Annotated in this window: 24 protein-coding genes; 17 read left to right on the top strand and 7 right to left on the bottom strand. The window is 71.9% G+C overall.

The window, feature by feature from the left end; translation table 11 throughout:
• The first annotated feature begins 43 nt into the window (after positions 1-43).
• From ACFVFR_RS15485 to ACFVFR_RS15430, 12 genes are all read left to right on the top strand, one after another.
• Positions 44-1,387: an MraY family glycosyltransferase gene (locus tag ACFVFR_RS15485; RefSeq protein ID WP_383701612.1), complete on the top strand. Its 1,344-nt coding sequence runs from the start codon at positions 44-46 to the stop codon at positions 1,385-1,387.
• Positions 1,388-1,762: 375 nt separating this feature from the next.
• A complete protein-coding gene (locus ACFVFR_RS15480; RefSeq protein WP_383701610.1) occupies positions 1,763-2,200 on the top strand; it encodes a hypothetical protein in 438 nt (145 codons plus the stop codon).
• Between the two features lie 264 nt (positions 2,201-2,464).
• Positions 2,465-3,274 (top strand): F0F1 ATP synthase subunit A, encoded by an 810-nt coding sequence (gene atpB, locus ACFVFR_RS15475; RefSeq protein WP_383701608.1) that lies wholly within the window; start codon positions 2,465-2,467, stop codon positions 3,272-3,274.
• A 76-nt stretch (positions 3,275-3,350) separates the two neighbouring features.
• The gene (locus ACFVFR_RS15470) at positions 3,351-3,602 is read left to right on the top strand and encodes a F0F1 ATP synthase subunit C (protein ID WP_383701606.1); all 252 of its coding nucleotides are present in this window, start codon (positions 3,351-3,353) and stop codon (positions 3,600-3,602) included.
• Positions 3,603-3,643: 41 nt separating this feature from the next.
• Positions 3,644-4,198, top strand: a complete 555-nt coding sequence (locus ACFVFR_RS15465; RefSeq protein ID WP_383701604.1) for a F0F1 ATP synthase subunit B — start codon at positions 3,644-3,646, stop codon at positions 4,196-4,198.
• Positions 4,195-5,019, top strand: coding sequence for a F0F1 ATP synthase subunit delta (locus tag ACFVFR_RS15460; protein WP_383701602.1), 825 nt, complete (start codon positions 4,195-4,197; stop codon positions 5,017-5,019). The genes ACFVFR_RS15465 and ACFVFR_RS15460 overlap by 4 nt, the downstream gene beginning before the upstream one ends.
• Positions 5,020-5,140: 121 nt before the next feature.
• Positions 5,141-6,712 carry a F0F1 ATP synthase subunit alpha gene (gene atpA / locus ACFVFR_RS15455; protein ID WP_383701600.1) on the top strand — a complete coding sequence of 524 codons (1,572 nt, stop codon included), beginning with the start codon at positions 5,141-5,143 and terminating at the stop codon, positions 6,710-6,712.
• Positions 6,713-6,714: 2 nt separating this feature from the next.
• Positions 6,715-7,641: a F0F1 ATP synthase subunit gamma gene (locus ACFVFR_RS15450; protein WP_383701598.1), complete on the top strand. Its 927-nt coding sequence runs from the start codon at positions 6,715-6,717 to the stop codon at positions 7,639-7,641.
• A 1-nt stretch (position 7,642) separates the two neighbouring features.
• Complete coding sequence (gene atpD / locus ACFVFR_RS15445) at positions 7,643-9,097, top strand: F0F1 ATP synthase subunit beta (RefSeq protein WP_383701596.1); 1,455 nt, start codon at positions 7,643-7,645, stop codon at positions 9,095-9,097.
• Between the two features lie 109 nt (positions 9,098-9,206).
• A complete protein-coding gene (locus ACFVFR_RS15440) occupies positions 9,207-9,584 on the top strand; it encodes a F0F1 ATP synthase subunit epsilon (protein WP_383701594.1) in 378 nt (125 codons plus the stop codon).
• 118 nt (positions 9,585-9,702) lie between these two features.
• On the top strand, positions 9,703-10,203 hold the full coding sequence (locus ACFVFR_RS15435; protein WP_383701592.1) for a DUF2550 domain-containing protein: 501 nt from the start codon (positions 9,703-9,705) through the stop codon (positions 10,201-10,203).
• A 273-nt stretch (positions 10,204-10,476) separates the two neighbouring features.
• Positions 10,477-10,956 (top strand): nitroreductase family deazaflavin-dependent oxidoreductase, encoded by a 480-nt coding sequence (locus ACFVFR_RS15430; protein WP_383701590.1) that lies wholly within the window; start codon positions 10,477-10,479, stop codon positions 10,954-10,956.
• A gap of 39 nt (positions 10,957-10,995) precedes the next feature.
• On the opposite strand, the gene ACFVFR_RS15425 is transcribed toward ACFVFR_RS15430, so the two are convergent.
• The 4 genes from ACFVFR_RS15425 to ACFVFR_RS15410 form a co-directional block, all read right to left on the bottom strand.
• On the bottom strand, positions 10,996-11,685 hold the full coding sequence (locus ACFVFR_RS15425) for a haloacid dehalogenase type II (RefSeq protein ID WP_383701588.1): 690 nt from the start codon (positions 11,683-11,685) through the stop codon (positions 10,996-10,998).
• Positions 11,686-11,897: 212 nt separating this feature from the next.
• Positions 11,898-13,736, bottom strand: a complete 1,839-nt coding sequence (locus ACFVFR_RS15420) for a glycosyl hydrolase family 18 protein (RefSeq protein ID WP_383701705.1) — start codon at positions 13,734-13,736, stop codon at positions 11,898-11,900.
• Positions 13,737-13,936: 200 nt separating this feature from the next.
• Positions 13,937-14,731 (bottom strand): response regulator, encoded by a 795-nt coding sequence (locus ACFVFR_RS15415; protein WP_383701586.1) that lies wholly within the window; start codon positions 14,729-14,731, stop codon positions 13,937-13,939.
• Positions 14,728-16,050, bottom strand: coding sequence for a histidine kinase (locus ACFVFR_RS15410; protein WP_383701584.1), 1,323 nt, complete (start codon positions 16,048-16,050; stop codon positions 14,728-14,730). Before ACFVFR_RS15410 ends, ACFVFR_RS15415 begins: the two co-directional genes overlap by 4 nt.
• 195 nt (positions 16,051-16,245) lie before the next feature.
• Here ACFVFR_RS15410 and ACFVFR_RS15405 point away from each other — a divergent pair, with 195 nt between their 5' ends.
• A complete protein-coding gene (locus tag ACFVFR_RS15405) occupies positions 16,246-16,980 on the top strand; it encodes a hypothetical protein (protein ID WP_383701582.1) in 735 nt (244 codons plus the stop codon).
• A gap of 120 nt (positions 16,981-17,100) precedes the next feature.
• Here the strand turns inward: ACFVFR_RS15405 and ACFVFR_RS15400 are convergent, their stop codons facing one another.
• The 3 genes from ACFVFR_RS15400 to ACFVFR_RS15390 form a co-directional block, all read right to left on the bottom strand.
• Entirely contained in the window at positions 17,101-17,688 is a 588-nt protein-coding gene (locus ACFVFR_RS15400; protein ID WP_383701580.1) for a cob(I)yrinic acid a,c-diamide adenosyltransferase, read from the bottom strand.
• 20 nt (positions 17,689-17,708) lie between these two features.
• The gene (locus ACFVFR_RS15395; RefSeq protein WP_383701578.1) at positions 17,709-18,476 is read right to left on the bottom strand and encodes an ABC transporter permease; all 768 of its coding nucleotides are present in this window, start codon (positions 18,474-18,476) and stop codon (positions 17,709-17,711) included.
• A gap of 180 nt (positions 18,477-18,656) precedes the next feature.
• Entirely contained in the window at positions 18,657-19,448 is a 792-nt protein-coding gene (locus tag ACFVFR_RS15390) for an ABC transporter ATP-binding protein (protein ID WP_383701576.1), read from the bottom strand.
• A 78-nt stretch (positions 19,449-19,526) separates the two neighbouring features.
• On the opposite strand from ACFVFR_RS15390, the gene ACFVFR_RS15385 reads away from it, so the two are divergent.
• The 4 genes from ACFVFR_RS15385 (at position 19,527) to ACFVFR_RS15370 (ending at position 24,977) form a co-directional block, all read left to right on the top strand.
• The gene (locus ACFVFR_RS15385; protein WP_383701574.1) at positions 19,527-20,168 is read left to right on the top strand and encodes a TetR/AcrR family transcriptional regulator; all 642 of its coding nucleotides are present in this window, start codon (positions 19,527-19,529) and stop codon (positions 20,166-20,168) included.
• A 150-nt stretch (positions 20,169-20,318) separates the two neighbouring features.
• A complete protein-coding gene (locus ACFVFR_RS15380) occupies positions 20,319-21,170 on the top strand; it encodes a 3-hydroxyacyl-CoA dehydrogenase family protein (RefSeq protein ID WP_383701572.1) in 852 nt (283 codons plus the stop codon).
• A gap of 284 nt (positions 21,171-21,454) precedes the next feature.
• Complete coding sequence (locus tag ACFVFR_RS15375) at positions 21,455-21,778, top strand: STAS domain-containing protein (protein ID WP_383701569.1); 324 nt, start codon at positions 21,455-21,457, stop codon at positions 21,776-21,778.
• Between the two features lie 415 nt (positions 21,779-22,193).
• Positions 22,194-24,977, top strand: a complete 2,784-nt coding sequence (locus ACFVFR_RS15370) for an ATP-binding protein (protein ID WP_383701567.1) — start codon at positions 22,194-22,196, stop codon at positions 24,975-24,977.
• Positions 24,978-25,039: the final 62 nt, after the last annotated feature.

Here is a 25,039-nt window from a genome sequence, read left to right as displayed (position 1 = left end):
GGGTGTGGGGCTGTGATGGCCAGCGAAACCTCTGGGGCAGCCTGTGCGTGAATACCTGCTGACGCTGTGTGTCACGGCTGCGGTCACCTATCTGCTCACCGGGCCCGTGCGGAAGTTCGCCATCGCGGCCGGGGCGATGCCCGAGATCCGTGCCCGCGACGTACACCGCGAACCCACCCCGCGCCTGGGGGGCATCGCCATGTTCGGCGGGCTGTGCGCCGGGCTGCTCGTGGCCGCCCACCTGACCAACCTCAGAAGCGTCTACGAGATCTCCAACGAGCCGCGCGCGCTGCTCTCGGGCGCCGGGCTGATCTGGCTGCTCGGCGTGCTGGACGACAAGTGGGGCGTGGACGCGCTGGTCAAGCTGGGCGGGCAGATGATCGCCGCCGGCGTGATGGTCCTCCAGGGCCTGACCATCCTGTGGATTCCGGTGCCCGGCGTCGGCACCGTCTCGCTGACCCCCATGCAGGGCACCCTGCTGACGGTGGCGCTCGTGGTCATCACCATCAACGCCGTCAACTTCGTGGACGGCCTGGACGGCCTGGCCGCCGGCATGGTCTGCATCGCGGCCACGGCGTTCTTCATGTACGCCTACCGGATGTGGTTCGGCTACGGCGTGGAGGCCGCCGCCCCGGCCACGCTGTTCGCGGTCATCCTGATGGGCATGTGCCTGGGGTTCCTGCCGCACAACATGCACCCGGCGCGCATCTTCATGGGCGACTCCGGGTCGATGCTCATCGGCCTGGTCATGGCCGCGGGCGCGATCTCCATCACCGGCCAGGTGGACCCGGACCTGCTCAACTCCTCGGCGGGCTCGGAGCGGGCGGCCGTGCACGCGATGGTGCCGGTCTACATCCCGCTGCTGCTGCCGCTGACCGTGATCGCGGTGCCGGTCGCCGACCTGGTGCTGGCCATCGTGCGGCGCACCTGGAACGGCCAGTCGCCGTTCGCCGCCGACCGTGGCCACCTGCACCACCGGCTGCTGGAGATCGGCCACTCGCACAGCCGTGCCGTGCTCATCATGTACTTCTGGTCCGCCCTGATCGCCTTCGGCACCGTGGCCTACTCGGTCAACTCCGCCAGCGTGTGGGTGGTCTTCACGATCGCCGCGCTCAGCGGCGTGGGCCTGGCGCTCCTGCTGCTGCCGCGCTTCACCCCGCACGCGCCGCGCTGGGCGGAGAGCCTGTTCCCGCCCCGCTACCGGCGCGGTCGACGCCGTGGCGCGCACGCTGCTACCGGCGCGCACGCCGACTCGGCGGTCGGGTCGGAGGCCGGCCGGGAGGTGGACGAGGAGCGCGAGCCGGTGCCCAGCGGGTTCCACGGGGCGACCGCCATCGGGGACCGTGCGCACCTGCCACAGCGGCGCGAGATCAGCGGTCACCGCTGACTCCGGTCGCGAGGCGCGTGGGCATCCGCCCGGCGTCTTCACGGCGTACGGAACGCAAAGACGCGAAGGGCGTGGTGCGGCGATGCCGGGCCGCGCCCTTCGCGTTCTGCCTGGTAGCGGGCGTGCCAGGGCGCGCATAGCAGACCTGTACTCACGCGTCAGCTAGACGTGACGGAAGTAACCCTTCCGTGTGACGGGTGGCACACTTTGTGGGTAAAGACCTCATCAAATAGTTTGTGATACCGTTCACGAAACCCGGTGCACAGATCCCAAGGGCCCCAGTGCGATGGTCCTTTGGGTCCTAGGTCATCCCCTGCTCCGGGCTACGCTCGTCCATGACGACGCCCGCCCTCTCGCCCAGCCGGAGCTGCCGCCATGCAGTCGAATGACGCCCGAATTCTCCTCCATACCGCCGCACCCACCGCTGTCGCCGGCGTGGTCGCCGTGGCGCTCAGCGCTGTGTTCGCAGGTGGCAAGGGGGCGATCGGTGCCGTGTTCGGCGTCGTGCTGGTGATCGCGCTCATGGGGATGGGGCTCGGTGTCCTGCAGTGGATCGCCAAATCCCTCCCGCAGCTCTTCCAGGGCATCGGACTGGTGTTGTACGTCGTGCAGCTCCTGCTGATGGTCGTCTTCGTCGCCGTGTTCCAGGACGCCACGTTCTTCAACCCGCGAGCGTTCGCCATCTCCCTGGTCGCCGCCACCCTCGTGTGGATCGGCGCCCAGGCGCGCGCACACACGAAGGCCAAGATCTTCTACGTCGATCCGGCGGCCTCGGAGGCCCAGAAGTCACCGACCGCGGGGTCCACGACGTGACACGTAGGGGCGGAATAAGCGTCCGCGCGAGCGCCTGCTATCGTCCGGTTCCATCTGCGGCACAGCTGGCGCCGGCGGCTGAACTCCCGAACTTCCCGGGACGCAACCAGCGGCCACCGCGGCAGGTGCCAGCGATCCGCCCCGGCCCAGCGCCGACCAGCCGCCCCCTAATCCGTAAGACCAGTCCAGTGCCGTTCCGTGGCTCCGTGCCGCGCCGACACAACGAGGTTGCCGTACCCATGCGCCACGCTGAAGGAGCTCGCGGTGAGTTCTGACCAGACGCTCGCCTTCGAGACCGATTGCCACATCTTTGACGGGTGCGGCTTCCCGGCCCCAGGGCTGCACTCGTTCACCTTCGACCCGATCTTCACCGTCGGCAGCTTCGAGTTCAACAAGCCGATGCTGTTGGCGCTGCTCGGGACGGTAGCCATCGTCTGGTTCTTCTGGGCGGCCTTCGGGAAGGCCAAGGTCGTCCCGGGCAAGCTGCAGATGGTGGGCGAGGCGGGATATGACTTCGTCCGCAAGGGCATCGTCTACGAGACCCTCGGCAAGAAGGAGGGCGAGAAGTACGTCCCCCTGATGGTCTCGCTGTTCTTCTTCGTATGGATCATGAACCTCTGGTCGATCATCCCGGTGGCCCAGTTCCCGGTGACCTCGATCATCGCCTTCCCCGCCGCGCTGGCGCTGGTCGTCTACGTCCTGTGGATGTACCTGACCTTCAGCAAGCACGGCTTCGTCGGCGGCCTGAAGAACATCACCGGCTACGACAAGTCCCTTGGCGGGGTCCTGCCGCTGGTCATGTTCCTGGAGTTCATGTCCAACGTCATCGTGCGGCCGTTCACCCACGCCGTCCGGCTCTTCGCGAACATGTTCGCCGGTCACCTGCTGCTGCTGATGTTCACCATCGCCAGCTGGTACCTGCTCAACGGGATCGGCATCGCCTACGCCGGCGTCTCGTTCGTGCTGACCGTCGTGATGACCGTCTTCGAGCTCTTCATCCAGGCCGTCCAGGCGTACGTCTTCGTACTGCTCGCGGCCACCTACGTGCAGGGCGCTCTCGCCGAGCACCACTGAGCACCCGCCTCCCCCAGTCCAACAGACGTCCGGTGGCCAACCCCCACCGGTCCGTGAAAGAGAAGGAAGAACCGGCATGTCCGCTCTCCAGACCCTCGCCGCTTCGAGTGTTGAGCTCAAGGGCAACCTCGGCTCGATCGGCTACGGCCTCGCGGCCATCGGCCCCGGCGTCGGCGTCGGCATCATCTTCGGTAACGGCACCCAGGCCCTGGCCCGTCAGCCCGAGGCCGCCGGCCTGATCCGCGCCAACCAGATCCTCGGCTTCGCCTTCTGTGAGGCGCTCGCCCTCATCGGTCTGGTCATGCCGTTCGTCTACCCGACCAGCTGATCACGGCGTAAAGCCCAGTCGATTCGACGAAAGGCACTGATGTGAACGCCCTGGTACAGATGGCGTCCGAGGAGGCCGAGAACCCCCTCGTCCCGCCGATCCCAGAGCTCGTCATCGGCCTGATCGCCTTCGCGATCGTCTTCTTCTTCCTCGCCAAGAAGCTCCTCCCGAACATCAACAAGGTTCTGGACGAGCGCCGGGCGTCGATCGAGGGCGGCATGGAGAAGGCCGAGGCCACCCAGGCCGAGGCGCAGCAGGTTCTCGATGACTACCGGGCCCAGCTCGCTGACGCCCGCCACGAGGCCGCCCGCCTGCGCCAGGAGGCGCAGGAGCAGGGGGCCACGCTCATCGCCGAGATGCGCGCGGAAGGCCAGCGGCAGCGTGAGGAGATCATCGCCGCCGGCCACGCCCAGATCGAGGCCGACCGCAAGCAGGCCGCGCTCTCGCTGCGCCAGGACGTGGGCAAGCTCGCCACCGAACTGGCCGGCAAGCTCGTGGGCGAGGCGCTTGAGGACAACGCCCGGCAGAGCCGCACCATCGACCGCTTCCTCGACGGACTCGAGGACAGCGCGACGAAGGCCGAGGCCACGCGATGAACGGAGCGAGCCGCGAGGCGCTGGCCTCCGCACGCGAGCGACTCGACGCGCTGACGGACAACACGTCCGTCGACGCGGCGAAGCTCGCCGAGGAGCTGGCCGCCGTCACCACGCTGCTCGACCGCGAGGTGTCCCTGCGCCGGGCCCTGACCGACCCGGCGCAGTCCGGTGCGGCCAAGGCCGAGCTGGTGGGCCGACTGCTCGGCGGCCAGCTCGGCGGCGAGAGCCTGGACCTGGTCTCCGGCATGGTCCGCTCCCGCTGGTCGCGCTCGCGCGACCTGGTGGACGCGACCGAGGAGCTGGCGGCCAGCGCCGACCTCATCGCCGCGCAGCGGGCCGGCGCGCTCGACGACGTGGAGGACGAGGTGTTCCGGTTCGGCCGGATCGTCTCCTCCTCCGCCGAGCTGCGGGCCGCGCTGACCGCGAAGGCCGCTCACCAGGGCGCCACGGCGGCCCAGGCCGAGCTGCTGCACTCGCTGCTCGACGGTCGGGCCCACCCCGTCACCGAGCGGCTGGTGACCCGTCTTGTCACCCGGCCTCGGGGACGTAGCCTGGAAGCGGGTCTTGACGCCCTCTCCAAGCTGGCCGCGGACCGTCGCAGCCGCGTGGTCGCCGTCGTCACCTCCGCGGTGCCGCTTTCTGACCAGCAGAAGCAGCGCCTGGGTGGTGCGCTCGCCCGGATCTACGGGCGTGTGGTGCACCTCAACCTCGACGTGGACCCCAGCGTCCTCGGCGGGGTCACGGTGCGCATCGGCGACGAGGTGATCAACGGAAGCATCGCGGACCGTCTCGACGAGGCGGCCCGGCGGATGGCCGGCTGACCAGCCACCAACTCAACAAGCATTGCTAGCGGCCCGAGTTGGGCCGACTGAGTCCTCTGGGGGGTAGCCCCCAGACCCCCCAGAAAAACTTCGGGCCCAACAAGGAGAGCAGGGAACCCAGATGGCGGAGCTCACGATCCGGCCGGAGGAGATCCGGGACGCACTGGAGAACTTTGTCCAGGCGTACACGCCGGACGCGGCCTCGCGCGAGGAGGTCGGTACGGTCAGCGTTGCCGGCGACGGCATCGCAAAGGTCGAGGGCCTCCCCTCGGCCATGGCGAACGAGCTGCTGAAGTTCGAGGACGGCACCCTTGGTCTCGCCCTCAACCTTGAGGAGCGCGAGATCGGCGCGGTCGTCCTCGGCGAGTTCAACGGCATCGAGGAGGGGCAGCCGGTCACGCGTACCGGCGAGGTCCTCTCGGTCGCCGTTGGCGAGGGCTACCTGGGTCGCGTCGTCGACCCGCTCGGCAACCCGATCGACGGCCTCGGCGAGATCGAGACCGAAAGCCGTCGCGCCCTGGAGCTGCAGGCTCCCGGCGTCATGGTGCGTAAGTCGGTGCACGAGCCGATGCAGACCGGCCTCAAGGCCGTCGACGCGATGACCCCGATCGGCCGCGGCCAGCGCCAGCTCATCATCGGCGACCGCCAGACGGGCAAGACCGCCCTGGCCGTCGACACGATCATCAACCAGCGCGACAACTGGCGCACCGGCGACCCCAAGAAGCAGGTCCGCTGCATCTACGTCGCCGTCGGCCAGAAGGGCTCCACCATCGCCGGCGTGCGCGGCGCGCTGGAGGAGGCGGGCGCGCTGGAGTACACGACGATCGTCGCGGCTCCGGCCTCGGACCCGGCGGGCTTCAAGTACCTCGCCCCGTACACCGGCTCGGCCATCGGTCAGCACTGGATGTACCAGGGCAAGCACGTCCTGATCGTCTTCGACGACCTCTCGAAGCAGGCCGACGCCTACCGCGCCGTGTCCCTGCTGCTGCGTCGCCCGCCGGGCCGCGAGGCTTACCCGGGTGACGTCTTCTACCTGCACTCGCGGCTCCTGGAGCGTTGCGCCAAGCTCTCGGACGACCTCGGCGCCGGTTCGATGACGGGCCTGCCCATCGTCGAGACCAAGGCCAACGACGTGTCGGCGTTCATTCCGACCAACGTCATCTCCATCACCGACGGCCAGTGCTTCCTGGAGTCGGACCTGTTCAACGCGGGCCAGCGGCCGGCGCTGAACGTCGGTATCTCGGTCTCCCGAGTCGGTGGTTCGGCGCAGCACAAGGCCATGCGGCAGGTCTCCGGCCGGCTCCGCGTGGACCTCGCCCAGTTCCGTGAGCTGGAGGCGTTCGCCGCCTTCGGTTCCGACCTGGACGCCGCGTCGAAGGCGTCGCTGGAGCGCGGCAAGCGCATGGTCGAGCTGCTGAAGCAGGGCCAGTACGCGCCGTACTCCACCGAGGACCAGGTCGTCTCGATCTGGGCCGGCACCTCCGGCAAGATGGACGACGTTCCGGTCGCGGACATCCGTCGCTTCGAGCGTGAGCTCCTTGACTTCCTGCACCGGGAGCACAAGGACCTGCTGACCTCGATCCGCGAGGGCGGGAAGATGTCGGACGACACGCTCCAGGCGGTCGCCGAGGCCATCGCGTCCTTCAAGCGGCAGTTCGAGACCTCGGACGGCAAGCTGCTGGGTGAGGGCTGAGCATGGGCGCCCAGGTACGGGTATACAAGCGCCGCATCAAGTCCGTCACCGCCACCAAGAAGATCACCAAGGCGATGGAGATGATCTCCGCGTCACGGATCGTGAAGGCGCAGCGCCAGGTCGACGCGTCCACGCCGTACGCGAGTGAGCTCACCCGCGCCGTGACGGCGGTCGCCACCGGGTCCAACACCCAGCACCCGCTGACCACCGAGGTGGAGCGCCCGACGCGGGCCGCCGTGCTGCTCATCACGAGCGACCGCGGTCTGGCCGGCGGCTACTCCTCCAACGCCATCAAGGCGGCCGAGCAGCTCACCGAGCGGCTCACCGCCCAGGGCAAGGAGGTGCTGCCGTACATCGTCGGTCGCAAGGGCGTGGCCTACTACAGCTTCCGTGGCCGCGCGGTCACGCAGTCGTGGACGGGCTTCACGGACAACCCGACGTACGCGGACGCCAAGACGGTCGCCGGCCCCCTGATCGAGGCCGTGACCACCGAGACGGCCGAGGGCGGTGTCGATGAGCTGCACATCATCTTCACCGAGTTCGTGTCGATGATGACGCAGACGCCGGTCGACGCGCGGCTGCTGCCGCTGAGCATCGACGAGGCGACCGAGCACGCGGAGAAGGCGGGCGCGGCCAAGGACCAGATCCTGCCGCTGTTCGACTTCGAGCCGTCGGCGGAGGACGTCCTCGACGCCCTGCTGCCGCGGTACGTCGAGAGCCGGATCTACAACGCGCTGCTCCAGTCGGCTGCCTCCAAGCACGCCGCCACGCGCCGCGCGATGAAGTCGGCGACCGACAACGCGGAAGAACTCATCAAGTCGCTCACGCGGCTTGCCAACGCGGCCCGCCAGGCCGACATCACCCAGGAAATCAGCGAGATCGTCGGTGGCGCGAGCGCCCTGGCCGACGCGACCGCGGGGAGTGACTGATATGACCACCACTGTTGAGCCGACCGCTCCTGCCGGCGTGGCCACCGGCCGCGTCGCGCGGGTCATCGGCCCGGTCGTCGACGTGGAGTTCCCCGTCGACGCGATGCCGGAGATCTACAACGCGCTGACCGTCGAGGTTGCCGACCCCGCCGAGGACGGCAAGCTCAAGACGCTGACCCTTGAGGTCGCCCAGCACCTGGGCGAGGGCGTCATCCGTGCCATCTCGATGCAGCCGACCGACGGCCTGGTCCGTCAGGCCGCGGTGACCGACACCGGCGACGGCATCACGGTGCCCGTCGGTGACATCACCAAGGGCAAGGTGTTCAACACCCTCGGCCAGATCCTCAACGAGCCCGAGGCCGAGGCGGACGTCACCGAGCGGTGGGCCATCCACCGCAAGGCGCCCGACTTCGACCAGCTCGAGTCGAAGACCGAGATGTTCGAGACCGGCCTGAAGGTCGTCGACCTGCTGACCCCGTACGTCAAGGGCGGCAAGATCGGTCTGTTCGGCGGCGCGGGCGTCGGCAAGACCGTCCTCATCCAGGAAATGATCATGCGTGTGGCCAAGCTGCACGAGGGCGTTTCCGTGTTCGCCGGTGTCGGCGAGCGCACCCGTGAGGGCAACGACCTCATCGACGAGATGACCGACTCGGGCGTGCTGGAGAAGACCGCGCTGGTCTTCGGCCAGATGGACGAGCCCCCGGGCACCCGTCTGCGCGTCGCGCTGGCCGGCCTGACCATGGCCGAGTACTTCCGCGACGTCCAGAAGCAGGACGTGCTGTTCTTCATCGACAACATCTTCCGCTTCACGCAGGCCGGTTCCGAGGTCTCCACGCTGCTCGGCCGCATGCCGTCCGCGGTGGGTTACCAGCCGAACCTGGCGGACGAGATGGGCCTCCTCCAGGAGCGCATCACCTCGACCCGTGGTCACTCCATCACCTCGATGCAGGCGATCTACGTCCCCGCCGACGACCTCACCGACCCGGCCCCGGCGACCACCTTCGCGCACCTCGACGCGACGACGGTGCTCTCCCGTCCGATCTCGGAGAAGGGCATCTACCCGGCGGTGGACCCGCTGGACTCGACGTCCCGCATCCTGGACCCGCGGTACATCTCGCAGGAGCACTACGACTGCGCCTCCCGCGTCAAGGGGATCCTGCAGAAGTACAAGGACCTGCAGGACATCATCGCGATCCTCGGCATCGACGAGCTCGGCGAGGAGGACAAGCTCACCGTCCACCGCGCCCGTCGTATCGAGCGCTTCCTGTCGCAGAACACCCACGCGGCGAAGCAGTTCACCGGTCTCGACGGATCGGACGTCTCGCTGGACGAGTCGATCAGCGCGTTCAACTCGATCGCCGACGGTGAGTACGACCACTTCCCCGAGCAGGCGTTCTTCATGTGCGGTGGCCTGGACGACCTCAAGGCCAAGGCCAAGGAGCTCGGCGTCGCCTGACGCCTGACGTAGCGGGAGGGGCGGGTGTTGTCCCGTCCCTCCCGTCACGCCCACTAGAATTCGACCCAACATCCGGCGCACTCGCCGGGTGACGACCCGAGGAGCCACGTTGGCTGCTGAGCTGCACGTCGAGCTGGTCGCTGCGGACCGGAGTGTCTGGTCCGGCGCGGCCACCTTGGTCATCGCGCGCACCACATCGGGTGACATCGGCGTCATGCCCGGCCACCAGCCGCTGCTCGGTGTGCTGGAGTCGGGCCCGGTGACCATCCGTACGAGCGACGGTGGGACGGTGATCGCCGCGGTGCACGGCGGGTTCATCTCGTTCGCCGACAACAAGCTGTCGCTGCTCGCGGAGATCGCGGAGCTGTCCGACGAGATTGATGTACAGCGTGCCGAGCGGGCGCTGGAGCGTGCCAAGTCGGATGCGGACGACGCCGCCGAGCGGCGCGCCGAGGTCCGGCTGCGCGCGGTGGCGGGCGTGCACTGAGCCGGCCACGGATACGTACGATCCTCAGCCGCGGGCCCCGCTGGACCTCTGTCCAGCGGCCCGCGGCTGAGGCGATGCAGGTGCCGGTTGGCTGGATGACGCGAGGAGGTCGGTGAAGATGGTCCTCGCTCTGCTTGTCAGCGGCGCGGTCGTCGTACTCGTGCTGCTGGGGCTCTTCGTCTTCGGGCTGCGGAGACGACTGATCCAGCGATCCGGCGGAACGTTCGACTGTAGCCTGCGCTGGGACGTGCCGGCGCGTACGGAGAACGACACCGTCGGGGCCGCCGGGGCCGAGGGACCGCGTGGGGTCGTGGCCGATCACAGCGGCAAGGGCTGGGTGTACGGCGTCGCGCGGTACAGCGGCGACCGGGTGGAGTGGTTTCGCGTCTTCTCGTACGCGCCCCGCCCGCGCCGCCTGCTCGAACGCTCGGCCATCGAGGTCATCGCCCGCCGCACCCCGCGCGGCGAGGAGGAGCTGGCCCTCCTGTCCGACGCGGTCGTACTGGCCTGTCACCACCGCGGCACCCGCCTGGAGCTCGCCATGAGCGAAGACGCCCTGACCGGCTTCCTCGCCTGGCTAGAAGCCGCCCCCCCGGGCCAACGAGTCAATGTGGCTTAGGTAGGGGGTCTCGTTGGTTGGGGGTCCCTCCCAGCGGTAGCTGGGGGAGGGTCAATGTTGCCTAGATAGAGGGGTCTCGTTGTTTGGGGGTCCCTCCCAGCGGTAGCTGGGGGAGAGTCAATGTTGCTTAGGTAGAGGGGTCTCGTTGGTTGGGGGTCCCTCCCAGCGTTAGTCGGGTTGTGTGCACCTCAACGGTGACTGGGTTGTGTGCACCTCCAGCAGTGGTTGGGGTGGGGGCACCTCCCAGCGGTAGCTGGGGGAGGAGTGACGGCGATGCCTCTTGAGGGTGAGTACGAGCCGAGTCCGGCGCGGTGGGTGCGGGAGCAGGTCGAGCTGTACGAGAGCTCGGGTGGTACGCGGGGCACGACGCTCTGGGAGACGGGCCTGCCGGTGGTCATCGTCACGATGCGCGGCGCGCGGAGTGGCAGAATCCGCAAGATTCCGCTGATGCGTGTGGAGCACGAGGGGCGGTACGCGGCGGTGGCCTCCAAGGGCGGTTTCCCGCGTCACCCGGTCTGGTACGCCAACCTCAAGGCCGACCCCCGGGTGGACCTCCAGGACGGTCCCGTACGCCGGAGCATGCGGGCTCGCGAGGTCACGGGGGACGAGAGGGCCAGGTGGTGGCGGCGCGCGGTCGCCGCGTACCCGCCGTACGCCGAGTACCAGGAGAAGACCTCCCGGGTGATTCCCGTCTTCGTCCTCGAACCCGAGCCCCCGACGGGGCCGGCCGGGCCGGCGGCGCCCGGGAGCTGAACCGCGGGTGCGGTCCGCTCGGGCCGGGCGGGGCCGCGTCTAGTTGGCGGAGAGCTGGTCGGCCAGGTCGGCCAGGCCCTCGGCGTGCAGGTCGAAGGTGTCCTGGGCGGTGGGCGGGTCGCCGACGGGGCGGGCCACGTACGCGGTGCGCAGGCCGAGGGCCTGGGCCCCGCGAAGGTCCCAGGCGTGGGCGGCGACCATCAGGAGCCGCTCGGGCGGGAGCCCGGAGACGGTGACGGCGAGCTGGTAGACCGCCGGGTCCGGTTTGTAGGCGCGGGCGTCCTCGGCGGACAGGGCCTGGTGCCAACGGAGTCCGGCGTGGGCGTTGAGCCCCAGCAGTGCCGTACGGCTCGCGTTGGACAGCCCGATCAACGGGAAGCGGTCGGCCAGGCGGGCGAGGCCGGCCACGGTGTCCGACCACGGCGGGAGGGCGCGGGCCGAGTGGGCCAGGGCGGTCACGGCGCCCGGGGTGTCGACGCCGACGGCGTCGGCGACGAGTTGGGCGGCCTCCCGGTCGATGACGTCGCTGGCGGCGTAGGGCCGGGCGCCGGTGTGGACACGGCGCTGCTCGTCCTCGACGTGCCGCTGCCACCGGGTCAGGAGGCGGTCGACCTCGGCGCCGTCGAGCCCCGGGTCCAGGGCGCGGATGCCGGCGCGCAGGCCGGCGGGTTCGTCGACGAGGGTGCCGAGCACGTCGAACACGAGGGCGTCGATCTGCGGCGTGGGCACGCGGTCTCTCCTGGCTGGTGTGACGGGTGGTTCCAGTCGGGCGAACGCGGCCACCGCCGTGGGGATTCCCGGACACGGCGAAGGACCGGGGAGTCGGCGGGCGGTGCCGACTCCCCGGTCCGGATCTCACCGGTCCCACGGTGGAGTGTCGCGGCCTCGGAGGGTGGCCGCTGGCCCGGGGGGCCGCGATGTCGCGGCCCCCCGGGATGGGACTAGCGCAGGCCGCTGTTGATGGCCGAGATCAGCTCACCGTTGGTGGTGTCGCCGCTGAACTCCCAGAAGAACGAACCGCCGAGCTTCTGGTCCTTCACGTACGACATCTTGCCGCCGATGGTGGCCGGGGTGTCGAAGCTCCACCACTGGTTGCCGCAGTGGGCGTACGCGGTGCCCGCGACGGTGCCGTTGGCCGGGCAGCGGTCCTTGAGGTCCTTGTAGTCCTCGATGCCCTGCTCGTACTTGCCGGGCGCGGGGCCGGTCGCCGTGCCACCCGGCTCCTTCTGGGTGACGCCGGTCCAGCCTCGGCCGTAGAAGCCGATGCCGAGCAGCAGCTTCTTCGCCGGGATGCCCTTGCCCCGCAGCTTCTGGATGGCCGCGTCGGAGTTGAAGCCCTCCTTCGGGATGCCCTGGTACGCGGTGAGGGGCGAGTGCGGAGCCGTCGGGCCCTTCGCGTCCCAGGCGCCGAAGAAGTCGTACGTCATGACGTTGTACCAGTCGGCGTGCTGCGCGGCGCCGGCGTAGTCCGCGACGTCGATCTTGCCGCCGTTGGAGCCGTCAGCCGTGATCGCGGCGGTGACCAGGTTGTCCTTGCCGAACTTGGCCCGCATCGCCTTCATCATGTCGGTGATGGTGTTCGGACCGCTGGTGTCGCAGGTCAGACCACAGGCGTTGGGATACTCCCAGTCCAGGTCGATGCCGTCGAAGACATCGGCCCAGCGCGGGTCCTCGACCAGCTTGTAGCAGGAGTCGGCGAAGGCGGTCGGGTTCTTGACCGCGTCACCGAAGCCGCCCGACCAGGTCCAACCGCCGAAGGACCACAGCACCTTGATGTGCGGGTACTTGGCCTTCAGCTTGCGGAGCTGGTTGAAGTTGCCGCGCAGCGGCTGGTCCCAGGTGTCGGTCTTGCCGTCGACACTCGCGCTGGCGTCGTACAGCTTCTCGTAGTCCGCGTAGCTGTCGCCGATCGTGCACTTGCCGCCCTGGACGTTGCCGAAGGCGTAGTTGATGTGCGTGATCTTCTCGGCGGTGCCCGAGGTCACCAGGTTCTTCACGTGGTAGTTGCGCTGGTAGACGCCCCAGTTGGTGAAGTAGCCGAGCTTGACCGCGTCGCCCACCGGGGGCTCGCCGCCGTTGCCACCGGTGGTGCGCACCGTGCGGGCGCCGCTGGCCGGGCCGACCTGGCCGGCGGTGTCGCGGGCCTTGACGGTGTACGAGTAGTCGGTGCCGGCGGTCAGGCCGGAGTCGGTGTAGCTGGTGCCGGTGACGGTGGCCACGGTGGAACCGCCGCGCAGCACGTCGTAGTTCTTGACGCCCTTGTCGTCCGTCGCGGCGGCCCACGTCAGCTTCACCGAGGTGTTGGTGATGTCGCTGGCGGTGGGGATGCCGGGGGCGCTGGGCGGGGTGTCGCCCGGCTGCGTGCTGCCGTCGCAGGAGCCGCCGTTGAGCTTACAGCCGGTGGGGTCGCCGCCGCCGGTGCCGTTGAAGCCGAAGGTGACGCTGGCGCCCGGGGCCAGAGCACCGTTCCAGCTCAGGTTCTTGGCGGTGTAGTGGCCGTTGGAGCCGGTGATGGTGGCGTCCCAGCCGGAGCCGACCGTGGTGCCGGAGGGCACGTCCCACTCGACGGTCCAGCTGCTCAGCGCGGTGTCACCGGTGTTCTTGACGGTCCAGCGGCCCTCGAAGCCGCTGCCCCAGTCGGCTGCCTTGGTGTAGGTGGCGGTGGCGGACTCGGCGGCCTGGGCGGGAGAGGCCAGGCCGACGAGCGCGGCGAAGGGGAGTGCGAGCGCCACGAGCGCCGCGGTGGTTCTGTGCCGGCTGTGTCGAATGCGTCTGACGATTCCTGATCTCACTACAGGGGCTCCTGGATATTCGGGTCCGGATGTGGGGTCCGGATATCGGGCTGAGATCTTCGCGAAACGTGCGCCGCCCGGTAAGCCGTCATTGTCATGACACGCTCACCAAAGATGTGAAGGGAGCGTAAGGAGGTCTGGACCACTGGTCAATAGGTCTGGACCAAAGTGAGATTGGGGGATTCCGGTTACGGCCGGTGCGGCGGGGCGCTCACACCCCACTCCTGGGCGAGCACGGCGGCCTGCACGCGGCTGCGCAACTCCAGTTTTCCGAGCAGCCGGCTGACGTGAGTCTTCACGGTAGCCTCCGCCATCGTCAGACGGGTGGCGATCTCCGCGTTGGACAGCCCCTCGCCCAGCGCGCCCAACACCTCGCGCTCGCGCCGGGTGAGCGCGTCCAGCAGCGCGGCCTCGGGCCCGCTCGCGGGTCCGGGCGGCTGCACGCGGCCGAACTCGCGGATCAGCCGCCGGGTCACCGACGGGGCGATCGTGCCCTCACCACGGGCCACCGTGCGGACGGCGGCCAGCAGTTCGCCCGCCTCGCTGTTCTTGAGCAGGAAGCCGGCGGCGCCCGCGCGCAGCGCCCCGAAGACGTAGTCGTCGAGGTCGAAGGTGGTCAGCACGAGGACGTCGGCCAGCCCTTCGGCGACGATCTGACCGGTGGCCGACACCCCGTCAAGGCGCGGCATCTGCACGTCCATCAGCACCACGTCCGGCCGCAGCTCGCGGGCCAGCTCCACGGCCCGCTCGCCGTCGGCCGCCTCGCCGACCACGCGCAGGTCGGGCGCGGAGCGCAGGATGAGCACCAGGCCGGCGCGTACGGACGTCTGGTCCTCGGCCACCAGCACCCGGACGGGCTCGGCGGGCCCCGCCCCGTCCACCGGCTCCGGCGCCCCCTGGGGGCTCGCCGGGGCCGTCGGCTGTCGGGGGCCGGCCGGGCCCCGGGATCTCGCGGTGGGGTGCGCGTCCATCGGGTGGGTCATGTGCCTGTCTCCTCGTCCACCGGCAGTACGGCCCGTACTCGCCAGATCCTGTCCTGCCCGGCCTGCTCCGGGCTCGCCTCGAACGCGCCGCCCAGCAGCGCGGTCCGCTCCTCCATGCCGACCAGCCCGGCGCCCGAGCCCGGCGCGCGCGGGCCGCCCCGGTCGCCCAGCGGACTGGTCACCTCCACGCACAGCGGCCCGCCCACCGCCCGGCTCAGCCGCACACGCACCTGCCCGGGACCGGCGTGCTTGAGCGCGTTGGTCAACGCCTCCTGCACGATGCGGTACGCGGCCAGCTCCACCGGCGCCGGCAGGGCGCGGGCCTCGCCGTCGGGGTCGGGCGGGCCGGCGTCGGCGTCCTCGGTGGGGGGCGGGTCGGACGCGGTGGCGCCCGCCGGGGAGCGGGGGTCGAGGGCGGGCGGGTGGTCGTCGGCGGGGGCGTCGGCCGCGCGCTCGTCGCTGAGGGCGAAGGTCAGGCCGCTCTCCGCGCCGGTGCGCCCGGCCTGGGTCAGTAGCGCCTGGAGGCCGTCGAGGGTGGGCGCCACGGTGGGCTCGGTCTCGCCGCTGGCGTCGCGCAACAGCCCGATGAGCCGACGCATTTCGGCCAGCCCCTGGACGCTGCTCTCGCGGATGACCCCCAGCGCCTCCCGAGCCGCCTTCGGGTCCCCCAGGGAGAGGCCGGCGGTGGAGTGGATGGCGATGGCCGACAGGTGGCCGGCGACCATGTCGTGCAGCTCGCGGGCCATCCGGGCGCGCTCGGTGGCGACGGCCTCGCGGCGATCCAGCTCGGCGAGCAGCGCGGTGCGCTCGGCCTCCAGGCGGGCGGCCTGGGCCGCCTCCCGGTGGGTGCGGATGATCGCGCCGGTCCAGGCGGGCACGATGGTGATCATCGCGGTGGCGAAGCCGAGCAGCAGGGCGGCCGGGTCGCGGAAGGCGACGAGGGTGCCGACGGTGACCAGCGCGGTGATCAGGTAGCAGTCGCGCGGGATGCGGCGGGCCGCCTGCGGGGAGCCGTACATCACGCCCGCGTACACCAGGTCCGTGAACATCAGCACGGTGGCCACCAGGGTGCCGGTGAGCACGTCCAGGGTCAGGGCGCAGGTGCCGATCACGAGACCGACCTGCGCCGCGGTGCGCCGCAGCAGCTCGGCGCCGGCCATCACGACCAGCGCCACCAGCGAGAGCCAGCCGGGCAGCCCGAGGGAGGCGGGGCTGTTGCGCAGCCCGAGGGCGTACAGCAGCAGGCCGCCGAGGAGCCCGCTGACGCTGATGAACACGTCGTGTTCGTCCGGGCGGAGCGAGAGGGGGCGGCGCGGCATGGCTCCATCACAGCACGCGGGTCGCGGGCGCGGCGTCCGCTGGCGGTCGTGCGCGGGGACGGGCCGCTACATCGAAGGATGCAGTGCCGGTTCGTCAGCGCCGACGACGCGCGCGGCGCGGCGGGCGGGGCAGCCTGAAGGAGGCTCCCGGGGACCGGCACGCGGGCCCCACGGATCGAGCGGGAGGGTGCTGCCGTGATCGTCACGATGATCGTCGTCGCCGAGGTCGGCTTCTGGGTGCTGCTGGTCGGCGGCCTGTGCCTGCGCTACCCGCTGCGGCGTCCGCGCGCGGGCGCCGCGCTGCTGCTGTGCGAGCCGCTGCTCGAACTCACGCTGCTGGCCGCCACCGTCGTCGACCTGCGCGGGGGCGCGACCGCGAGCGCCCGGCACGGGCTGGCCGCGGTGTACGTCGGCTTCTCCGTCGGGTACGGCCACTACACGGTCGCCTGGGCCGACCGACACTTCGCGTACCGCTTCGCGGGCGGTCCCCGGCCCGCGAAGCCGCCGAAGTACGGGATGGCGCGGGCCGTCCACGAGTGGCGGATGTGGCTGCGCACGGCGCTGGGCGCGGGTGTCGCCGCCGGGCTGCTGCAACTGGCGATCTGGTACGTCGACGACCCCGACCGCACGGCGGCCCTGCGGGACACGCAGACGCCGATGGGCATACTGACCGGCATCTGGCTGCTGGTCGCCCTGTCGTACACGCTGTGGCCGAAAGACGACCCCGCCGGTCGGACGCCCGCGACCGGTCGGGCACCCGCCGCCGGCCCGACCTACCGCGCCGACCCCGCGCCCACCGACACCGATCCCGCGCGTCCCGCCGTGCCGCCCGCCGCCGTGGGGACCGACACCGCCCCCGCCGAACGTCCCGGCTGGCTGCCCACGCCCCCGCGCCACACGCCCCCGCGCCACACGCACCGGGACCGCTGAGTCCCCGACGGGCGGGTCCGTCGGGGGCTCGGGTGGGCGTCGCGGAGGACGGCCGGGCGCGATGGCGTCCGGGGGCGTGGCGGCGGGGTCGCGCGGGAGATGTACGGGGCGCGCGGGGGGTCAGCGTTCGCCGCCGGGGACCCACAGGACGTCGCCGGTCTCCTTGTTCGCGGTGCGGGCCAGGATGAACAGGAGGTCCGAGAGGCGGTTGAGGTAGGTCGCGGTGAGGGGGTTCATGGAGCCGCCGTCCTCACTGGTGCCGTGTGCCTCCAGCGCCGCCCAGGTGGAGCGCTCGGCGCGCCGCACCACGGTGCACGCCTGGTGCAGCAGCGCGGCGCCCGGCGTGCCCCCCGGCAGGATGAAGCTGCGCAACTTGTCGAGGTCGGCCAGGAAGGTGTCGCAGTCCGCCTCCAGCTGGTCGATGTAGGACTGCTCGACCCGCAGCGGCGGGAACTCGGGGTCCGCCACCACCGGCGTGCACAGGTCGGCGCCCACGTCGAAGAGGTCGTTCTGGACGCGCACGAGGACGCGTACCAGTTCGGCGGGCAGCGCGCCCAGGGCGATGGCGACGCCGATGGCGGCGTTGGCCTCGTTGGCGTCGGCGTAGGCCGCGATGCGGACGTCGGTCTTGGCGGTACGGCTCATGTCGCCGAGCGCGGTCGTGCCCTTGTCGCCGGTGCGGGTGTAGATGCGCGTCAGATTGACCATGGGTCGAGCGTAACCACCGCTCACGCGCCGGCCGAGGTGAACACCCGGGTGCCGACGGTCACGGCCAGGGCCGACAGGGCCACGCCCACCAGCGTGCCGTACAGCATCGCGGGGCTGGCGAAGTCGCCGACGAAGGCCGCGCGTACCGCGTCCACCAGATAGCGGAACGGCATCACGTGCGAGAGCGCGTCCAGCCAGGCCGGGGCCAGCGACATCGGCAGCATCAGCCCGGACAGCAGCATGGACGGCATGGTCAGCGCGTTGACCGTGGGCCCGAACGCCTGCGGCGTGTCCACCCGCAGCGCCAGCGCGTAGGACAGCGAGGCCAGCGACACGGTGAGCAGGGCGACGAACGCGAGGCCGATCAGGATGCCGCCCAGCGGCGCGCGCAGCCCCATCGCCAGCGCGACCAGCACCAGCAGCACGGCCTGGAAGACGAAGACGGCCGCGTCCCGCAGCACCCGGCCCAGCAGCAGCGCGAGGCGGCTCACCGGCGTCACCCGCATCCGCTCCACCACCCCGCTCTGCTTCTCGACGATCACCGCGAAGCCGGCGAACGAGGCGCCGAAGAGGCCGAGTTGGAGCAGCAGACCCGGTACGAGGACCTGCCAGGAGTCGCCTTCGGAGTCCAGCGACAGATCGGTGAGCAGCGGGCCGAAGAAGAGCAGGTACAGCAGCGGCATGAGGATGCCGAAGAGGACCTGGAACCGGGATCTGAGGGTCTGGCGGACATACCGGCCGCAGATCAGCGCGGTGTCGGAGCACAGGGTGGTCAGGGCGGCGGACATGGGGAGCGCTCCCGGTGGACGGAGGGACGGACGGGCGGACGGGACGGGACGCGTTGGGCGTACGGGGTCGGGGGGCCCGGGGCGTACGCGGTCGGGGCCGGGGGCCTCAGCGGGGCGGCCCCGGGGGTGGGCCGGGGTGCGGGGCGGGCCGTGGGGCGTCGCCGGCGCGGGACGGGTGGCTCACGCGGCGGCCGGGGTGGTCCCGCCGGGCCCGTCGGGGGTGATGCCGTGGCCGGTGATCGCCAGGAAGGCGTCGTGAAGGGAGGCGTCGGGTGAGCCCGTGTGGCGGCGCTTGAGGTCGCGCGGGGCGCCGTCGGCGACCACCACGCCGCTGTCCACGATCACCAGCCGGTCGGCGAGCGCGTCGGCCTCGTCCAGGTAGTGCGTGGTGAGCACGACCGTGGTGCCGTGCTCGCCGCGCACCCGGCGGACCAGGTCCCACAGGTCGGCGCGGCTGCCGGGGTCCAGGCCCGTCGTCGGCTCGTCCAGGAAGAGCACCGCCGGTCGGTGGGTGAGGCCCATGGCGATGTCCAGGCGCCGCCGTTGGCCGCCGGAGAGCGCCCCGGTCTTGCGGTCGAGCAGCTCGCCCAGCCCCAGGTCGGCGGCCAACTCGGCGCCGCGCGCCACGGCTTCGGTCCGGGACAGCCGGTAGAGCCGGCCCTGGGTAACCAGTTCCTCGCGGACCGTCAGGTGCGGGTCGAGGCCGCCGGACTGGGCGACGTACCCGCTCACGCGCCGCACCCCGGCCGGGTCGCGGACCAGGTCGCGGCCGGCGACGGTGGCGGCGCCGCCGGTGGGGGCGAGCAGCGTGGTGAGCATGCGCAGCGTGGTGGTCTTGCCCGCGCCGTTGGGGCCGAGGAGGCCGACGATCTCGCCGGGCCGGACGGTCAGGTCGATGCCGCGCACGGCCTGGACGGGGCCCTGTGCGGTGGTGAACGTCCGAGCGAGGCCGACCGTGCTGATGATTGCCATGCGCTCAGGAAAACAGAGCTGCTTAAATTTTGCAATCACTCCAAAATTGTAGAATCCCCAGATGCTTACGATGGGGGCATGGCAGAGGGACTCAGGGAGCGGAAGAAGCGGCAGACGCGGCAGCACATCTCGGACGTGGCCACCGGGCTCTTCCTGGAGCGCGGCTTCGACGCGGTGACGATCGCGGAGATCGCCGCCGCCGCGGACGTCTCCGTCAACACCGTCTACAACTACTTCCCCGCCAAGGAGGACCTGTTCTTCGACCGCAGCGCGGGCGTGGTGGACCGGCTGCCGCGCTACGTGCGCGGCCGGGCGGCGGGGGAGTCCGCCGCGCTCGGCGTGCTGCGCCAGTTCCGCGACGAGGTGGAGGCCGTCTCGCCCACCGTCGGGCTCTTCGACGGCTACGCCCGGTTCATGCGCGTCATCCAGGGCGCGCACGCCCTCAAGGCGCATCTGTGGTACCTCCAGCAGGAGGTGGTCGAGGCCGTGGAGAACGCCCTGCGCGAGGAGACCGGGGCCACCCCGCAGGACCCGCTGCCGCTGCTGGTGGGCGGTCAGCTCGCCTGGACACAGAGCACCCTGATGGGCTTCGTCGGCCGCCAGATGATGGCCGGCCGCAAGGCCACCGAGGTCTCGCGCGAGGCGCTGGTGCTGCTGGACGAGATGGAGGGGCTCCTCGGCGAGACCGTCCTCAACTACGCGGTACGCCCCGCGCCGTGACCGCCACCGGTGTGAGGTCCGTCATGTGAGACGTGACGCGCATCTCTTCCCCTGCCACCGGGGCCCTGACGCCCGCTAAGGTCCGCCTCACAGCCGAAAATCCAGTGTGGGGTGGGGGCGCCGTGGCCCCCGGCAGGTAAGGGAGACGCAGTGGCCAAGAAGCTCGCCGTCATCGGAGCCGGACTCATGGGTTCCGGCATCGCTCAGGTCTCGGCCCAGGCGGGCTGGGACGTCGTCCTGCGCGATGTGACGGACGCCGCCCTGGCCCGTGGCAAGGACGGCATCGCGGCCTCGTACGCGAAGTTCGTCTCCAAGGGCAAGCTGACGGCCGACGCCGCCGAGCAGGCCCTGTCCCGCATCACCACCACCACCGACCTGGACGCCGCGGCCGACGCCGACCTCGTGGTCGAGGCGGTCTTCGAGAAGATCGAGGTCAAGCGGGAGATCTTCGCCACGCTCGACGGCCTGGTGAAGGACGAGACGATCCTGGCCTCCAACACCTCCGCCATCCCGATCACCAAGATCGCGGCGGCCACCTCCCGTCCCGAGCGGGTGGTGGGCACCCACTTCTTCTCCCCGGTCCCGCTGATGGCGCTGTGCGAGCTGGTACGCGGCTACAAGACCAGCGACGAAACCCTGGCCGCCGCCCGCGAGTTCGCCGAGGGCATCGGCAAGACCTGCGTGGTCGTCAACCGCGACGTGGCCGGCTTCGTCACCACCCGGCTCATCTCGGCCCTGGTGGTCGAGGCGGCCAAGCTCTACGAGTCGGGCGTGGCCAGCGCCGAGGACATCGACATCGCCTGCAAGCTCGGCTTCGGTCACGCCATGGGGCCACTGGCCACCGCTGACCTCACCGGCGTGGACATCCTGCTGCACGCCACCGACAACATCTACACCGAGTCCCAGGACGAGAAGTTCGCCCCGCCGGAGATCATGCGTCGCATGGTCGACGCGGGCGACATCGGCCGCAAGAGCGGCCAGGGCTTCTACCCGCACGGCTGACCCCACCGGCCCGCCGCCCCACCCCGTCACCCGGGTACTCGACCGGAACGCCGGTGTCGAACCCCGCACGGACGGGCAGTTGGCCTCCACGCGCGCGGGCGTCGCGACCCCCGGGAAGCGGCGTCCCCACGTGCCACGACAACCACACACGGGCCCGCGCCCCATGGGCCCGCTCCATGGGGTGAATTCGGTATCGGTTCGCTTACGGGCGGCAACTTTGCCGTATGAGAGGCAGTCAGTTGTGTAGACATACGACCACAACGACGCAGCATCGGAGAGCGCATATGCACATCAAGGGCGACCACGCCGAGCTGGTCGTCGCGGGCCGACTCGACATCCGCAGCGCGGCGGACGCCCGTACGGCCTTCCACACGGCGGTGGACGGGGGCGGCGGAGACCTCGTGCTCGACCTGTCCGAGCTCGACGCCTGGGACGCCACCGGGCTCGGCGTCATCATGGGCGCCCACCGCAGGGCCGGCCGGGTCGGTCGGCGCCTGGTGCTGCGCGGGGTGCCGCCGCAGATGCAGCGCCTCCTGGTCGCCACCCGCCTGCACCGCATTCTGGCCATCGAGGGCGGCCTGGAAGTCGAGTCCCTGCCCCGGGTGTGAGGCCCGTCGCCGCCGGCCACCCGGCGTGAACCGACGTACGCCCCGCCGCTCGCGGACCGCCGCCCCGGCACGGGGCATCGCGTGTCCTCTCCTCCCGTCGGGTCGGCACGCCGCTGCCCGGTCAGCGATACTGGGCCGAGGTTTGGAGTTGGCGACCGCCGCTGACCTTGCCAGGCGGACGCCGGACCGTCGCGACGACCGGGCGCCCTCCCGCTCGTCACGGCACCACCGCGGACCAGCCCGCTGACCACACGGCACGCAGCTCTGGGGGGCTTTCACCATGGACCCGACGCACCGCGGGCCAGAAGAGCACGCTCACGACGCTCCGGGCGCCGCCGGCGGCCCGCGGCGCTCACCACACCGCGACCCGCACCCGCCCGCCATCGGCTCCCGCGACCGGGGCCACGCCTCGGCGGTGTCCACACCCGGCGTCGCCCGCACCGCCCAGCTCACCTCGGGCGACTACCTGCTGACCATCAACCCCCTCGACGGCAGCGAGATCGAGCGGTGCCCGCCGGGCAGCCCCCACCAGCCGGCCGCCCCGCGCCGACACACCGACGAGGAGCGCGCCGAACTGCGCCGGGCCCAGGCCGTCGCGCGCTCCACCGTCACCGCCGGCCCCGGCGCCATCGCGGCCCACCGCGAACTGCCGCTCCTGGATCGCGAGGAGGAACGCGACCGGCTGATACGCCTGTTGGCCCGTGGCCGTTCCGTACGGCTGACGGCCCCCGCCGGCGCCGGGCGCAGCGCCCTGCTGGACGCGGTCGCCGACGGCTGCGGTGACTTCGCCCCGGACGGCGTCGTCCGCCTCTCCGGCTACCACCGCACCCCCGTCGACCTGCTGCACGCCCTGTGCGCCGCCGTCTTCCGGCTGCCCGCGCACCGCCCCAACCGCGCCCAGCTCCTGGAGCTGACCCGGGACATCGGCGCCGTCGTGATCCTGGACGACGTCGAGTTCGACGGAGCGGCCCTGGACGACTTCCTCGACGCCACCCCCGAGTGCGCCTTCCTGATATCGGCCACGCCCGACGTCTCGGCCCCCTCGCCCGGCGCGTACCTGGAGGAGGTCGCCCTGGGCGGCCTGAGCCGCGCCGCCTGCATGGAGCTGCTCGGCCGCCTGGTGCGCCGGCCGCCCACCGACGAGGAGGCGGCCTGGGCGGCGGACCTGTGGTTCGAGTCCGAGGGGCTGCCGCTGCGGTTCGTCCAGGCGGCGGCGCTGTTGCGGGGCCGCGACCGGGCGGCCGGTATCGCCCCCGATTCCGACGCCGCGCCGCCCGGCACGGTCACCGCGGGCCCGGCCGTCGACCAGGGGCCCGCCGACGGCGCCCGCAGCCATCCGGACGACCTCGATCCCGACCTCGGCCCCGATGCCGGCTCGCCCGGGCGCCCGGCCCAGACGGGACCCGGCCCCCACCCGGTCCCGCTCGCCGAGACCGCCACCGTCGAGGCGACCTCCGTCGCGGGCGCCGTGGGCCAGGCAGCCGCCGGCCCAGGAGCGGCCGGTGACGGCGCCGGGCCGCGCGTCCCCACGCTCACCGAGGGCGTGGCCCCCGCCGCGCTGCTGGCCGAGCTGGTCAGCGCGCCGGCCCGGGAGACCCTGCGGTTCGCGCTGGTCCTCGGCGGGGAGTGCCCGCACCCGGCGCACCTGCCCGCGCTCGTCGGCGACCCGCGGGCCGACGCCGCCATCGCCGAACTCCTCGGCTGCGGCCTGCTCACCCCCGCCGGCGACCACTACCGGCTGGCGACCGGCGTCGCCGCGCAGCTCGCGGCGGCGGGCTTCCCCGACGGCGGGTCGACCCACGCCCTCACCGCCGCCCAGCACTACGCCTGGTGGGCCGGCCACCCCTCGGTGGCCGCCGCCCGCACCACGGGTGAGGCGGACGCCATCCTGGGCGCGCTCGCCGCGCTGGTCTCCGCCCGGGGCGCCACCGGGGCCCGCGGCGAGCGGGAGGAGGGGCCCGAGCCCGCCGGCGGGCAGCGCGTCGGACAGCTCAGCGCGGCCGTGCTGCTGGCCCGGACGGCGGCCCCGGCGTTCGCGACGGGCCTGGGCTGGAGCGCCTGGGAGCGCTGCCTGCGCCACGGCCAGGAGGCGGCCCGACTCGCCGGCGAGGTGGCCGAAGAGGCGTACTTCCACCACGAGTTGGGCGTGCTCGCGCTGTGCGCGGGCCAACTGGACCGGGCCCGCGCGGAACTCGAAGCGTCCATCTCGCTGCGCGGGGTGCTGGCGGACCGGCGCGGGGCCGTCGCCGGTCGCCGGGCGCTGGCCCTGGTCGTGGACCGGACCGGGATCTCCGCGCCGGGCGGCCTCGACACCCTGGGAGAGCTCACCGGGGACGAGACGCCGACCGAACCGTCGGCCACCACCCCGCCGGGCCCCCTCGCCGGCCCCGACCCGACCGCGACGCCCCCGGCCGGCCCGCGAGCCGCCGAGGACGACACCCTGCACAAGACGGCCGTACGCCTGGGCGCCGCGAGCCCGGCCACCGGAGGCGGCGCCGGTGCGCCGCCGCCCGGCGAGGCTCCCCCGGACAAGGCGGCGGGCACGCGGCGCGGCGGCTGGCGGGCCTCGCTCCGGCGACTGCCGTCGCTGCTCGTGGTGCGCCGGAACGCGGCGGCGGCCGGCGCCGGCGCCCTGCTGGTGGCGGTCCTGGGCACGGTCGTCACGCTCGGCGCCACCTCGGGCGGCGACGGGAGACCCGACCCCGTCGCGCCACCGCGCAGCACGCCGGCGCGCGATCACGGGGGCGAGGAACGAGCCGCCGACGAGCCCCGCCGCGACCCGGCCCCGGGCACCGGCCGGCCGGGCGCGACCACCGCCCCGGGCAGCTCGGGCGCGCCCAGCACCGCGCCGTCCACGGACGGCGGCCAGCGTCCGACCACCCCGCCGACCAGCGCCGACCCGACCACGGGCAAGCCGTCCCCGACGGGCGACCCCACGCGTACGGACCCGGAGCCCACCGGCCGGCCGACCAGGCCCACCGATTCACCAACCCGGCCCACCACCCCGCCAACCCGGCCCACGGACCCGCCGACCACGCCGACGGACCCGCCGACCGAGCCCACCGACCCGCCCACCGAGCCGACGGGCCCGCCGAGCACGGCCCCCACCTCGGTCGACCCGCCGCAGTCGCCCACCCAGATCACCAGCGATCCCGGCGCCCGCCCCACCTCCCCCCTCACCACCAACCCGACGGTCTGACCCCACCCGCCCCGGCTCGCCGACCGGCTCCGCCACGAGCTGTCCGCCCCGCCGCGTACGGG

The organism is Streptomyces sp. NPDC057702, assembly GCF_042799315.1.
Taxonomy (GTDB): domain Bacteria; phylum Actinomycetota; class Actinomycetes; order Streptomycetales; family Streptomycetaceae; genus Streptomyces.
The sequence above is the reverse complement of the archived record's forward strand: the minus strand, read 5'-3'. Positions and strand labels throughout refer to the sequence as shown.